The following is a 12,284-nucleotide window of genomic DNA, read 5'->3' as shown; positions in this document are numbered from 1 at the left end:
GACCAGGGCACACAACCACGGGAACATTCACAAACTAGGCCACCCGGCCGATGCCTGGTGACCCGGCCGGCCCGTGTTGGGCAGGATGTAGGCACCCCGACCCCCGCAGCGCAGGAGAGCACCAATGGGCGTACCCCTCGTCGCCGCCGCCCACCGGGCGTTCGCCCGCCCCCGACGGCGGCCGGCCGCCGCGCTCGCCGCGCTGGCCGCCCTCGGCCTGCTGGCCACCGTCGCGCTGGTCGACCTGCGCCCACCCGCGCCACGCGGCGCCAACGCGCCGGCCAGCGAGTTCAGCGCCGCGCGGGCCCACCGACACATCGAACGGATCGCGCAGCGGCCCCACCCGAGCGGCAGCGCCGCCAACGACGAGGTCCGCGACTACCTGGTCGACACGCTGACCGGGCTGGGGCTGGCCCCGCAGACCCAGGACGCGGTCGGTGTCGAGGCCGGGCAGCTCAGCGGCGCGGCCAACGGTGCCACCCTGGCCCGGGTACGCAACGTGGTCGCCCAGATCCCGGGGACCGACCCGACCGGACGGGTCGTGCTGGTCACCCACTACGACTCGGTCCAGGTCAGTCCGGGTGCCAACGACGACGGCGCCGGCGTCGGCACCCTGCTGGAGGTGGCCCGCGCCATCACCGAAGGTGACCGGCCGCGTAACGACGTCGTGCTGCTGTTCACCGACGCCGAGGAGGCCTGCCTGTGCGGGGCGGCGGCGTTCGTCGCCGGGCACCCGCTGGCCGACGCCGACGACACCGTGGTGCTCAACCTGGAGGCGCGCGGCAGCAGCGGGCCGGTGGTCACCTTCGAGACGTCCCGCGACAACGCCGCCCTGGTCGACGTGTTCGGCCGCGCCGCCCCGCACCCGATCGGCACGTCGTTCGCCGTCGAGGTCTACCGGCTGCTGCCCAACGACACCGACTTCACCCCGTTCCTGGACGCCGGCTTCGCCGGGCTGAACTCGGCGTACATCGACGGATCGGCCATCTACCACACCCCGCAGGACACTCCCGCGTCGATGGACCTGGCCAGCCTGCAGCACCACGGCGACAACGCCCTCGGCCTGGCCCGCGGATTCGGCGCGACGGACATCCCGACGCTGGCCGGCGACTCCGACGCCACCTACTTTCCCACCCCGCTCGGGCTGGCCCGCTACTCCGGCACACTGACCTGGCCGTTGGCGGTGCTGGCCGCCGTCGGGGTCGGCGTACTGGCCTGGGCGACCCGGCGACGCGGCCGGGCCGACTGGCCACGGCTCGCCGCCGGGTTCGGGCTGGCGGCGATCCCGCTGGTCGCCGCGCCGGTCGCCGCGCAGCTGCTGTGGACCGTCGTGGTCCGGCTCCGGCCGGAGTACGCCGACCTGCTCGACCCGTACCGGCCGGTGCCGTACCGGCTGGCGGTGCTGGCGCTGACCACGGCCGTGATTCTCACCTGGTACGCGTTGCTGCGGCGGCGGGTCGGCCCGGCGGCGCTGGCCGTCGGTGGACTGGCCTGGCTTGCCCTGCTCGGTCTGCTGCTCGCCGCCCTCGCCCCCGGCGGGTCCTACCTGGCGACGCTGCCGGCGCTGGCCGGCACCGCCGGCTGCCTGGTCGCCCTGTCGCTGCGGATCACCGGCCCGTGGCCGGTGGTGGCGCTGGCCGCCGGGGCGACGGTCGGCGTGCTGTTGCTGGCGCCGACGGTAGTGCTGCTCTTCCCGGCGCTGGGCATGGGCCTGGGCGCGGCCGCCGCGTTCGTCGCGACGCTGCTGGCGCTGGCCGCGCTGCCGGTGCTGGACCTGCTGCTACCGCAGGCCGGCGGGCAGCGCGGCGTCGCCGCGATCCGGGCCCGCCGGGCCGGGCCGGTGCCGGCGGTCGCCGCCGGGCTCGCCGCGCTGGTGCTCACCGTCGTCGGCTTCGTCGGGGACCGGTTCGACGCCGACCATCCGGTGCCGACCCAGCTGATGTACGCGCTGGACACCGACACCGGCGAGGCCCGCTGGTTGAGCTGGGAGACCCGGCCGCAGCCGTGGACCGCCGGGTACGTGGACCAGACCGCCTCGGTGGCGGACGAGTTCCCGCTGATCGGCGACCATCCACTGCGTACCGGGCCGGCCGAGGCGGCGGATCTGCCGGCCCCGGCGCTGGACCTGCTCGACGACAGCGGGGTGGCCGCCGACGGGCTGCGTACCCTGCGGTTGCGGCTGCTGCAGCAGCGACCGGTCCGGCTGGTGGGGCTGCACGTGGCGGCCGGCGGGCCGGAGGTGGTGTCGGCGACGGTCGCCGGCCGGGAGGTGCCGGTCGAGCCGACCGGCACCTCGTCCGGTGACGGGTGGAGCTTCGGGACGGTGTTCCACGCCCCGCCGCCGCAGGGGCTGGAGGTCGTGCTGGTGCTGCGGGCCGGCGACGGCGCGAACGCCGCCGCCGGCCCGGTCCGGATCCGGGTGGCCGACGGCAGCGACGGCCTGGCGGACCTGCCCGGCTTCACCCCCCGGCCGACCGGGGTCGGGGTGGCCGGTTCACACACCAGCGAACTGGTGACCGTCGCCCGGACCTACACGTTCTGACCTCCACCGCCCGGTGTACGCCCGGGCGGCGGAGGGGTATCAGCCGCGGCCCTGGTCGACGATGAAGGCCGCGATCCAGGCCAACGGCGCGTTCCAGTTGATGGTCAGCTCGTTGGTGGACCAGGACTCGATGTCGTCGATGTAACAGAACTGCGGCGCGCAGCCGGTCAGCAGCCGCTGCGCCACCGGGTCCTGGATGGACGAGTTCGGACCACCGGCGATGGTGCCGCGCGGCGGGTTCGGCAGGTCCGCGTTGAGCTGCCGGGCGTACCAGCGGGAGTGCTGGTTCTGCGACGACACCGTGCCGTAGCCGGTGACGTAGGACATGTTCAGCGCGTTGCGGCCGAAGATGTAGTCCATCGTCTGCAGCACCCCGTCGCGGTACTTCTCCTTGCCGGTCAGGTCGTACGCGGTGGCGATCACGATCGCGTTGTTGACGACGACGCTGTTCGAACCCCAGTCGTAGATGTTGCCGGCCGGGGCGTACGGGATGCCGTACGGGTGGGCCTTGAGCGTGGCCAGGTAGTGGTCGGCCGCCTCGATCACCGACGCCCGCACCTGCCACCAGCCCGGCAGGCTGTTCGGCGTCGTGGCCAGCGCCATCCGGCCCAGCGGCGCGGTCCACTGCCAGCTGAAGGCGCCCTCCTCGAAGATGTCACCGGTGTGGTGCGGCGAGGCGAGCACGAAGTCGCGGAACTCCCGCTCCCCGGTGGTCAGGTACAGCTCGGCGGCCGCCCAGTAGAACTCGTCGGTGACGTCGACGTCGTCGTAGGGACCGCCGCCGGTGGCGTCGGCCGGGTCGGCGTACCTCTCGGGGTTGGCCAGGGCCGCCGCCCACGCGGTGCGGGCCGCGTTCAGGTTGCGGTCGGCGAAGGCCTCGTCGTACGGCGCGAACACCCGCGCCGCCTGGGCGGCGGTGGCCGCCAGGTTGAGCGTGGCGGCGGTCGACGGCGGGTGCAGCTCCCGCAGCTGGGCGTCGAGGTGCGGCAGCAGCGGCAGCCCGGTCCACGCGGCGTCGTGGATCTTGTGGTGGGCCATGCCGGCCAGCGGCTGCCCGGCCGGGACCTGCATCTTGAGCAGGAACTCCTGCTGCCAGCGCACCTCGTCGAGGATGTCCGGCAGCTTGTTGCCGCTCTCCGGCAGGTCCAGCACGCCGTCACGCTGCAACCACGGCTTGCCCTGGTGCACCCGCAGGGACCGCTCGTACTCGTTCATCAGCTGGTAGACGGAGATGCCACCGTTGACGACGTACTTGCCGTGGTCACCGGCGTCGTACCAGCCGCCGGAGACGTCCAACGTGTAGTCACAGACGCCGGGCTGGCACGGCACTTCCAGGTCGCCCTGGTTGGGTGCGACGCCGACGTGCCCGGCCGGGCGGCCGTAGCCGGGCCGCAGCTCGTCGCGGATCTCGATGCCGCTGCGCTGGGTGTAGTAGAACTTCAGCGCGTCGGCGCGCAGCTGCGTATAGAAGGTGGTGCCGATCTCGAACGGGTGGCTGGTCTCGCCGTCGGCGACCAGGGTGTAGCCGGTGCCGGGCCGGACGAAACGGCTGAACGTGATCGAGTGGACATTCTGGCCGGAGGATTCGTCCAGCCCGCGCGGCTTGGTCTTGCCGTTGACGACGACCTTGCCGCCTGAGTCGTACAGCTTCCAGGGCAGCGGGTCGGTGGCGTCGGTGACGAGGGTGGCGTTCTTCGGCCCCTTCGGCAGGTAGCCGACCTGGTTGACCCGTACCCGGGGTCCGGTGTCCGGCACGTACTCCTCTGGCTCCGCCCCGCCGCGCAGCGAGACGTCGTCGAGGCAGAACCGCCACGGGTCGGCGCTGCCGCCGATCTGGAAGGCCACCTGCGCGTTGGGCAGGTCGGTCGGCGCGGTGAAGGTGAACGTGTAGTTGTTGCCGGAGACGCTGACCTCGGGGTTGGCCGCCATGTACTGGGTCCACGGATCGACCGGCAGTTGGATCAACGCCCGGACGATCTTGTTGGGGGTCGCGGTGGCGAAGAACTTGTATTCGTACGTCTCACCGGCGACCAGCGGGACGTCGTCCTGGCCGATGATCACGTCCCAGGGGTTGACGGTGCCGCCTGGAATGTCGGCGCAGAGCTGCTGGCTACTGGAGTCGAGGGTGATGTTGGGGGTGCCCCACCAGGGGGCGTGGCCGTCGTCGAAGGTGCCGTTGACGATCTGTTCGGGTGCCTCGTCCTGCGCGTGGGCGGGAACAGCGGCGGTGAGTGCGGTGGCGGTCAGCGCCGCCACTGCGGTGACGGCGAGCGGAACGGTCCGCCGCCGGGAGAGTATCGACACGCCGGGTCCTTTCGATGGTCGTGCGGCGCGGGCGAGGCTCTGCCCGGCGCGCCGCGTCAGCGGTCGTGCATCGAAAGCAGCGGATGGGAGCGCTCCCACCCGCAGTACTCGAATATTCTCAGCGTGTTTCGAGCATGTCAATAGATCTATGCAGGCGCCTTCAGCGCGGACGCAGCGCCGACACCCGGTCGTAGACCTCGTTGCGGGCCAGCCCGGTCAACTGGCCGGCCAACGACCGTACCGTCCGGGTGTCCAGCCCGGCACCGAGCAGCAATTCGATCACCCGGTCCGGGTCGAGGCCGCCGGCCCCGACGCCGCCGTTGGTCGACCCACCCCGCCGTACGCCCTCCACCACCACGGTGATCTCGCCCTTGACCTCGTCGCGGCCGGCCAGGTCGGCGTGCACCCGGGACAGCGGGCCGCGCAGCCACTCCTCGTGCGACTTGGTCAAGTTGCGCACCAGCGCCGCCGACCGGTCGCCGAGCACCTCGCGTACGTCGGCGAGCATCTCCACCACCCGGTGCGGCGCCTCGAAGAAGATCAACGTGGCGGCCAACGGGGCCAGCTCGGTCAACGCGGTGCGCCGCGCCGCCGACTTGCGGGGCAGGAAGCCGACGTACAGGAAACGGTTTGCCGGCAGCCCGGAGCCGACCAGGGCGCTCAGCGCGGCACTCGCCCCGGGTAGTGGGTCGACCCGCAGCCCGTCGGCCAACGCCGCCCCGACCACCAGGTAGCCAGGGTCGTTGACCAGCGGCGTACCGGCGTCGGAGATCAACGCGACGTCGGTGCCGGCGTTCAGCACGGAGATCAACTCGGCGGTACGGGCCTGCTCGTTGTGGTCGTAACAGCTGACGATGCGGACGTCGATGTCGTGCGCGTCGAGCAGCCGCCTGGCCCGCCGGGTGTCCTCGGCGGCGACCAACCCGGCGGTACGCAGCACGTCCAGCGCCCGCAGGGTGATGTCGCGCGGGTTGCCGATCGGCGTCGGCACCACCGACAGCGTGCCGCGCCGCTGCTCGCCCTGGTTACCCGGGTGACTCTGGTCGCCCCTGTTTCCGTCGGCTGCCTCATTCACCCGGCGATGGTAGCCACCCGGCCGGCCGTGGTCCGACGGTGCGGTCAGCCCGGCGGTGGTCAACCCGAGCGCGGTCGCCAGCCGCCGACGCCGGGCAGGAACCGGCCGACCCGGGCCGCGTACCGGATCCCGCCACGACGCTCTCATCTGCTGCTGGGCGGCAAGGGTCAGCGCGGCACCCGCGACCGCCAGGGCCGGCCCGCGTCCAGGCGCAGCCCGGTGTCACCGATGCGCCGCCATTGGACGACGCTACGCCAGCCGAACGCGATGGCGAGTGCGAGCAGGTAGAGGACGAGAGCGAAGCCGGCGATCACTGTTCCTCCGTTAGGACGTGCAGCAGCAGGTGTCGCCGCGCCAGGCCTCCCGGCCTTCCCTGACGGCGACGGCGGCGATGACGAGGGCGGCTGCCGGGTCGGCCCACCACCAGCCGAACAGCGAGTTGACCGCCAGGCCGACTAGCAGGACGGCGGACAGGTAGGTGCAGAGCAAAGTCTGTTTGGAGTCGGCGACGGCCGACACCGAGCCGAGCTCCCGCCCGGCGCGGCGTTGCGCGGTGGAGAGCACGGGCATGACCGCCAGGGAGAGCGCGGCGAGGATCAGCCCGACCGTGGAGTGGTCCGGGCGGTGTGCGCCCAGCAGTGCCCGTACCGATTCGACGCCGACGTAGCCGGCGAGGGCGAAGAACGATACGGCGATGACCCGCAGCGCGGCGCGTTCCCGGCGTTCGCGGCGTTTGTGGTCGGCGCCGGTGAACTGCCAGGCGACCGCGGCGGCGGAGGCCACCTCGACCACCGAGTCGAGGCCGAACCCGATGAGCGCGGTGGAGGAGGCGACGGTGCCGGCACTGATCGCGACGATCGCCTCGATCACGTTGTAGGTGATGGTGGCGGCGACGAACCATCGGATCCGCCGGGCGAGCGTCGCCTGCCGGACGGCGGACGGCCGGGCCGGGCCGCAATGCCCGGTCAGCTGGTTCTGTTCGGACGGTCGGGTTGGGCCGATCGGGATGAGCGGCAGCTGGGCGGACATCAGCAGCAGCCGTCGGTGTCAGCGGTCGGGCAGGCCGCCGGGTCAACGGTCAGCACCAGGCCGAGCAGGTCGCCCAGGGCGTGGGCGAGCCGGGGGTCGGCCAACTCGTAGCGGGACCGCCGGCCTTCGGGCACCGCCACGACCAGGCCGCAGCCACGCAGGCAGGCCAGGTGGTTGGAGAGGTTCTGCCGGCTGGTGCCGAGCAGGTCGGCCAGCTCGGCGGGATAGCCGGGGCCGTCGCGCAGCGCGAGCAGCAACCGGGCCCGCACCGGGTCGGACAAAGCGTGCCCGAACCGCGCCAGCACCTGCCCGTAGGTCAGCGTCTCCACGACCGCGACAGTACATCAGCTGCTGAATAAAGAAAAGACTGAACCGTTGCCCCGGTCGCTCTGGCTGACCTGGGCCGACCTGGGCTGAACTGGCCGCTCGGGTTGCTCCGGAGCAGGGTGGCTCCGCTGGCCTGATGCCACAGGTGCATCTTGATGCGTCTCCGGCATCAAGCCGAACCAGCCGCCCAGCCTTCTCGGGATCACGCTATGCGTGCATCAAGGATGCTTGGCGTTATCGACTTGTCCTGTGCGGACCCGGTCTGTCGTCGCGTCGGCAGCGGGCCGATCGAGGTGAGGCTGACGCACGTCATTTCGCTTTTTGACGTGCGTCAGCCTCACCTCGCTGAAGTGGTACGCGACCGACCACCACCACCTCCGCGAACTGCAGGACGCCTGCACGGCGGATGCGTGACCGCGCCGCACGTTGCTTGACCTTGTCGTAGCGGCAACGTTTCTACTGGTGGCATGCGAATCGGCGAGCTTGCCGCGCTGGTCGGGATCTCCACCCGGACCGTGCGCCACTACCACCATCTCGGGTTGCTGCCTGAGCCGGAGCGGCTGCCCAACGGCTACCGGGAGTACCGGCTGCGGGATGCGGTAGCGCTGGCCCGGGTACGCCGGTTGACCGAGTTGGGGCTCTCGCTCGACGAGATTCGTGACGTGCTCGCCGACGACCAGGGCCGGGAGCTGCGCGAGGTGCTCACCGAGCTGGACGCCGACCTGGCCCGCCAGCAGACAGCGATCGCCAGCAGACGGCAACGGCTCGCCGTACTGCTGGCCGCCGGCGAGAACCTCGACGAGCTGGACGCCGATGCCACAGTCTCCGAAGAGATGGCGGCGGTGCTGCGTCAGCTGCCGACCGACGGCTCGGCGTTCGCCGCCCTGGACCGCGAGATGCTGGCGCTGCTGGACACCGGGGTCGGGCCGGAGCACCGCAGCGAGTTCAGCGCGCTGTTCCGGCCACTGACCGAGCCGGCGACGCTGGCCCGTACGCAGGAGTTCTACCGGCGGCTTGACGAGATCGCCGACGCCGACCCGACCGACGTACGGGTGGCGTCGCTCGCCGCCGACCTGGAAGGCTTCCTGCCGGCCGAGATGACCGAGGCGATCGTCGCGAACGCGGGCGACGCGGCAGGTATCCAGTGGTTGACCACCATCGCCGGTGAGCTCTCCCCCGCCCAGGCCGAAGTGTTCCGGCTGCTGGTCGCCCGGCTGCGAGGCCGACGATGACCGCGCGACGGCTCGGGGTGGTGCTGCGCCGGCTGGTCGGCTTCGAAGCCGCCGGCCTGGCCAGTCTCTGGCTGTGGGTACGCCGTCGCCGCCACGACGTACCGGAGTCGGCGACCGCGGTGCCCTACGCCGGGGCGGTGGCGTCGACGATGGTGATGTTCCTGGTGGTGTCGATCGTGGAGCTGGTCGCGGTGGAGATCCTGCTGCGGGCGATCGGTGCCCCGGACCCGCTGCGGCACGCGATCCTGATCGTCGACGCGTACGGCGTACTGATCGCATTGGCCGTGATCGCCGCGACCGTGACCCGGCCGCATGTGATCGGGCCCGACGAGATCCGGGTCCGCAACGCCGCGTTCCTGGACGTACGGGTGCCCCGTCGGCTGGTCGCCGAGGTCCGCATGGTGCGCAACTACAACGAGCAGGGCACCATCCGGGTCGACGGTGACGTGCTGATCGTGTCGGCGATCGCGCAGACCAACCTGGTGGTCGAGCTGGCCGAGCCGCTGCGGGTGGTCCGCCCGTTGGGCAGGCTCGCACTCGTACGGACGATCCGGTTCTTCGCCGACGACCCGAAAGCCGCGCTGGCGGCCTGGTCGACGGACCCGGTGCCGGCGACGCCGGTCAGCCGAGCAGCTGCTCCGAGCGCTCCCACAGCCGGCGGGCGAGCTCAGGGTCGTACGCCTGGGAGTTGACGCGCTTGGCGGGCCGGCGCTTCTCGTAGTAGCGGCCGGGCTCCCAGTCGATGCCGGGTCGGCTGGTGGCCAGCCATACCAGCTGGTCGGCGCCCTTCTCCGGGGTGGTCAGCATGGCCCGGGTGACCGGGTTGGTGGTGATGAACCGCATCAACCGGCTCGCCGACTGGGTGCCGAAGCTGGTAGCGACGTTGCCCGGGTGGAAGGCGGCGGCGGCGATGCCTTCGGCGTGGTAGCGACGGTGCAGTTCGGTGGTGAACAGGATGTTCTCCAGTTTGGCGGCGCTGTAGGCGCGTACCGGGTCGAAGTTGCGGTCGAGGTTGAGGTCGTCGACGTCGAGCTTGCCGGCCAGCCGCGCGCCGACGCTCGACGTTTGGATCACGGTGGCCCGCGACGCGGTCAGCTTGTCGATGAGCAGCCGGGTCAGCAGGAACGGTGCCAGGTGGTTGATCTGGAAGGTCAGCTCGAAGCCGTCGGTGGTTTTGGTGGGGTCGCCGAAGACGCCGCCGGCGTTGTTGGCGAGCACGTCGATGCGCGGGTACGCGGCGTCCAGCTCGGCGGCGAGCTTGCGTACCTCGTCGAGGCGGGCGAAGTCGGCGAGGAAGTGCGCCGCGCCGATCTCGCGGGCGACGGCCTCGGTCTTGCGCGGGGAGCGCCCGACGACGACCACCCGGTGGCCGGCGCTGTGCAGCTGGCGGGCGGCCGCGGCACCGATGCCGTCGCTGGATCCGGTTATGACGATCACCTTGGTCATGACGACACTGTACGCCGAAACTGTCAGCTACTGTCAACTGCGACGGCCGGTGCTAGGCTGGGCCACATCATGACTGGAAAGCAACCGACCCTGCGCGAACGCACCCGCCGAGCGGTGCAGCGCGACATCGCCGACGCGGCCTTGCAGCTCTTCGTGTCCCGGGGCTACGACGCCACCACGATCGACGACATCGCGGCGGCCGTCGGCATGTCCCAACGCAGCGTCTTCCGCTACTTCCCGACCAAGGAGGACATCGTCGTTGGCAAGTTCGACCTCGGTGCCGACGACATGCTCGCCAACCTGCGGGAGCGGCCGGCCGACGAACCCGTCTGGACGTCGCTACGCCGGCTGTTCGACATCGTGGACGCCACAGCAGACACGTCAGGCCAACAGCAGGTCAGCAAGCCCGTCCAGCGGGTGATCCTGGAGACGCCCGCGCTGCTCGCCGTCTACCTGCGCAAGCTGCAGAGCATGCAGCACGCCGTCGTCGCGGTGCTACGGGAGCGGGCCGAGGCCGCCGGCGCCCCGTACGCCGCCGACGACCCGACGCCGGGAGCGCTCGCCGCCGCCGCCTTCGGTTGCCTGGTCGCGGCGCAGCACGCCTGGCTGGCGTCCACGACCGAACACTCACTCGCCGACTACGTCGACCGGGCGATGGCGGCCCTCAGCCCGCGATAGGTGGCGTCGCTACCGGCGCGGTGGCCGAGTCGCTACCGGCGCAGCGACGGAGTCACTTCCATCGAAAATGGACGAAAAGTCGACCGAAGTTCTTCGAGTCCTTCTCCACCCGGTGGTAGAGCTGCTTGACGTCCTTCTGGTCGAGGAACCGCAGCACCCGCTTCTTCAGCTGGCCGGAGCCCTTACCGGGGATGATCTCGACGAGGGTGGCCTTCTTGGCCACCGCCTCGTCGATGACACCCCGCAGCGCCCGATCGATGTCCTGGCCACGGTTGTAGATGTCGTGCAGGTCCAGTTTGATCTTCACGACGCCCTTCCGTTGACCTTCGCCTCGACCCGGCGCAGCGCGGCCAGGTAGTCCGAATGCTCGGAACGCATGGCGGCGGCGAGCCGCAGGTGCCGCAGTGCCTGCGACGGCCGACCGAGCCGTTCCAGGGTACGGCCCAGCACGTGATGGGCGTAGTGGTCACTCGGGTCGCGGTCGATCAGCTCGCGCAGCTGCTCCTCGGCCCGGCCGAGCTGCGCAGACTTGAAGTAGGAGCGGGCCAGCAGCTGGCGGACCGCCGAGTTGTCGGGCTCGGCGGCGATGATCGGCTCCAGCAACCGGGCCGCCCCGGATGGATCGCCGGACTCGAAGTACAGGTTCGCCCGGCGGTACTCCTCCAACAGATCCATGGCCGCCCCACCTTCCCGGTCGCGATCACCGACACCCTTGACGCTGGCACAACCACCGGCGGAATGCGACTGTTCCCGTACCGGACATCCGCCGGTCACCCAGTCAGATTCAGGACGACCCGGCACAGACCAGTCAGGGCCGGAATGGTTTCAGGGGTCGGGCCGGTCTCGCGGTCGGACCGGTCTCAGGGTCGGATCAGCGTCCAGGCCCGTACGCCGCCGACGATGCCGGCCGTGTTCGGCACCACCACCACGTCGTCGCCCATCCGGGCCACCTGCTCGGGCCGGATCAGCCGCGAGTTGCCGCCGCCGAGGTAGAGCCGGTCCCAGCAGAACACCGGTCGCAGACCGTCGACGACGCCGCGTACCCGCCGGGACCAGAACGCGTCGCCGAGCCGGCGGCGTTCGTGCTCGCCGACGTAGGTGTCGTAGCTCTGCCCCCAGCGCACCGGCGCCTGGGACAGCTCCAGGTGCGGGGCGAGCCGGCCGCCGTCGAACAGCGCGCAGCCGAGCCCGGTGCCGAGGGTCAGGACCAGTTCGCAGCCGGTGCCGGCGACCACCCCGGCGCCGTGCACCTCGGCGTCGTTGAGCACCAGCACCGGCAGGTCGAAGGCGGCGCCGAGCGCCGCACGGGCATCGAAGCCGGACCATTCGGCGAACAGTCCCGGGTCGACCTTGGTCCGCGGACCGGCCTTCGTCACATAGTGCGGGGTGGCGACCACCACCCCGTGCCGGATCATGCCGGGCATCCCGACGGTGACCCGGTCGGCCGCCGGCAGCTGGTCACTCAACCCGCGCAGGGTGTCGACGAAGCGTTTCGGCGGCAGCGGGTACGGGGTCGGCACCCGCAGCGGCCGGGCCCGCATGGTGCCGGCCTCGTCGAGTACGGACGCCTTGATGCCGCCGCCGCCGCAGTCGATCGCCAGCGTGGAAATCATGCAGCACAGTCTGCCGGTCGGCGGCTACGATCGCCGGG

General features: G+C 71.4%; 12 protein-coding genes and 1 pseudogene. 4 read left to right on the top strand and 9 right to left on the bottom strand.

Features of this window, described 5'->3' with window-relative positions; all coding sequences use genetic code 11:
• Window positions 1-124 precede the first annotated feature (124 nt).
• Complete coding sequence (locus tag O7629_RS30220; protein WP_278173563.1) at window positions 125-2,542, top strand: M28 family peptidase; 2,418 nt, start codon at window positions 125-127, stop codon at window positions 2,540-2,542.
• A 39-nt stretch (window positions 2,543-2,581) separates the two neighbouring features.
• Here O7629_RS30220 and O7629_RS30215 read toward each other — a convergent pair whose 3' ends face one another.
• The 5 genes and pseudogenes from O7629_RS30215 to O7629_RS30195 all read right to left on the bottom strand — a co-directional run bounded on the left by O7629_RS30215 (window position 2,582) and on the right by O7629_RS30195 (window position 7,279).
• Complete coding sequence (locus O7629_RS30215) at window positions 2,582-4,798, bottom strand: glycoside hydrolase family 9 protein (protein WP_278174734.1); 2,217 nt, start codon at window positions 4,796-4,798, stop codon at window positions 2,582-2,584.
• Window positions 4,799-5,006: 208 nt separating this feature from the next.
• Window positions 5,007-5,921 (bottom strand): 16S rRNA (cytidine(1402)-2'-O)-methyltransferase, encoded by a 915-nt coding sequence (gene rsmI, locus O7629_RS30210; protein ID WP_278173561.1) that lies wholly within the window; start codon window positions 5,919-5,921, stop codon window positions 5,007-5,009.
• A 197-nt stretch (window positions 5,922-6,118) separates the two neighbouring features.
• Window positions 6,119-6,232: pseudogene (locus tag O7629_RS30205) on the bottom strand (isoprenylcysteine carboxylmethyltransferase family protein); the annotation flags it as partial.
• A gap of 13 nt (window positions 6,233-6,245) precedes the next feature.
• Window positions 6,246-6,959: a cation transporter gene (locus O7629_RS30200; RefSeq protein ID WP_278174732.1), complete on the bottom strand. Its 714-nt coding sequence runs from the start codon at window positions 6,957-6,959 to the stop codon at window positions 6,246-6,248.
• On the bottom strand, window positions 6,950-7,279 hold the full coding sequence (locus O7629_RS30195) for a metalloregulator ArsR/SmtB family transcription factor (RefSeq protein WP_278173557.1): 330 nt from the start codon (window positions 7,277-7,279) through the stop codon (window positions 6,950-6,952). The genes O7629_RS30200 and O7629_RS30195 overlap by 10 nt, the downstream gene beginning before the upstream one ends.
• Window positions 7,280-7,744: 465 nt before the next feature.
• On the opposite strand from O7629_RS30195, the gene O7629_RS30190 reads away from it, so the two are divergent.
• Complete coding sequence (locus O7629_RS30190) at window positions 7,745-8,509, top strand: MerR family transcriptional regulator (protein WP_278173556.1); 765 nt, start codon at window positions 7,745-7,747, stop codon at window positions 8,507-8,509.
• Window positions 8,506-9,201 carry a hypothetical protein gene (locus O7629_RS30185; protein WP_278173555.1) on the top strand — a complete coding sequence of 232 codons (696 nt, stop codon included), beginning with the start codon at window positions 8,506-8,508 and terminating at the stop codon, window positions 9,199-9,201. The genes O7629_RS30190 and O7629_RS30185 overlap by 4 nt, the downstream gene beginning before the upstream one ends.
• Here O7629_RS30185 and O7629_RS30180 read toward each other — a convergent pair.
• Window positions 9,131-9,955 carry an SDR family NAD(P)-dependent oxidoreductase gene (locus O7629_RS30180; protein WP_278173553.1) on the bottom strand — a complete coding sequence of 275 codons (825 nt, stop codon included), beginning with the start codon at window positions 9,953-9,955 and terminating at the stop codon, window positions 9,131-9,133. The two genes, O7629_RS30185 and O7629_RS30180, sit on opposite strands and share 71 nt — an antisense overlap.
• A 69-nt stretch (window positions 9,956-10,024) precedes the next feature.
• Here O7629_RS30180 and O7629_RS30175 point away from each other — a divergent pair, with 69 nt between their 5' ends.
• Window positions 10,025-10,633: a TetR/AcrR family transcriptional regulator gene (locus tag O7629_RS30175; RefSeq protein WP_278173551.1), complete on the top strand. Its 609-nt coding sequence runs from the start codon at window positions 10,025-10,027 to the stop codon at window positions 10,631-10,633.
• 52 nt (window positions 10,634-10,685) lie between these two features.
• Here O7629_RS30175 and O7629_RS30170 read toward each other — a convergent pair whose 3' ends face one another.
• The 3 genes from O7629_RS30170 to O7629_RS30160 form a co-directional block, all read right to left on the bottom strand.
• The gene (locus tag O7629_RS30170; protein ID WP_123606272.1) at window positions 10,686-10,940 is read right to left on the bottom strand and encodes a Smr/MutS family protein; all 255 of its coding nucleotides are present in this window, start codon (window positions 10,938-10,940) and stop codon (window positions 10,686-10,688) included.
• Window positions 10,937-11,308: a tetratricopeptide repeat protein gene (locus O7629_RS30165; protein WP_123607363.1), complete on the bottom strand. Its 372-nt coding sequence runs from the start codon at window positions 11,306-11,308 to the stop codon at window positions 10,937-10,939. Before O7629_RS30165 ends, O7629_RS30170 begins: the two co-directional genes overlap by 4 nt.
• Before the next feature lie 185 nt (window positions 11,309-11,493).
• Window positions 11,494-12,246 carry an ROK family protein gene (locus O7629_RS30160; RefSeq protein ID WP_278173548.1) on the bottom strand — a complete coding sequence of 251 codons (753 nt, stop codon included), beginning with the start codon at window positions 12,244-12,246 and terminating at the stop codon, window positions 11,494-11,496.
• Window positions 12,247-12,284 lie beyond the last annotated feature (38 nt).

The organism is Solwaraspora sp. WMMD792, assembly GCF_029626105.1.
Classification (GTDB): Bacteria; Actinomycetota; Actinomycetes; order Mycobacteriales; family Micromonosporaceae; genus Micromonospora_E.
The sequence above is the reverse complement of the archived record's forward strand: the minus strand, read 5'-3'. Positions and strand labels throughout refer to the sequence as shown.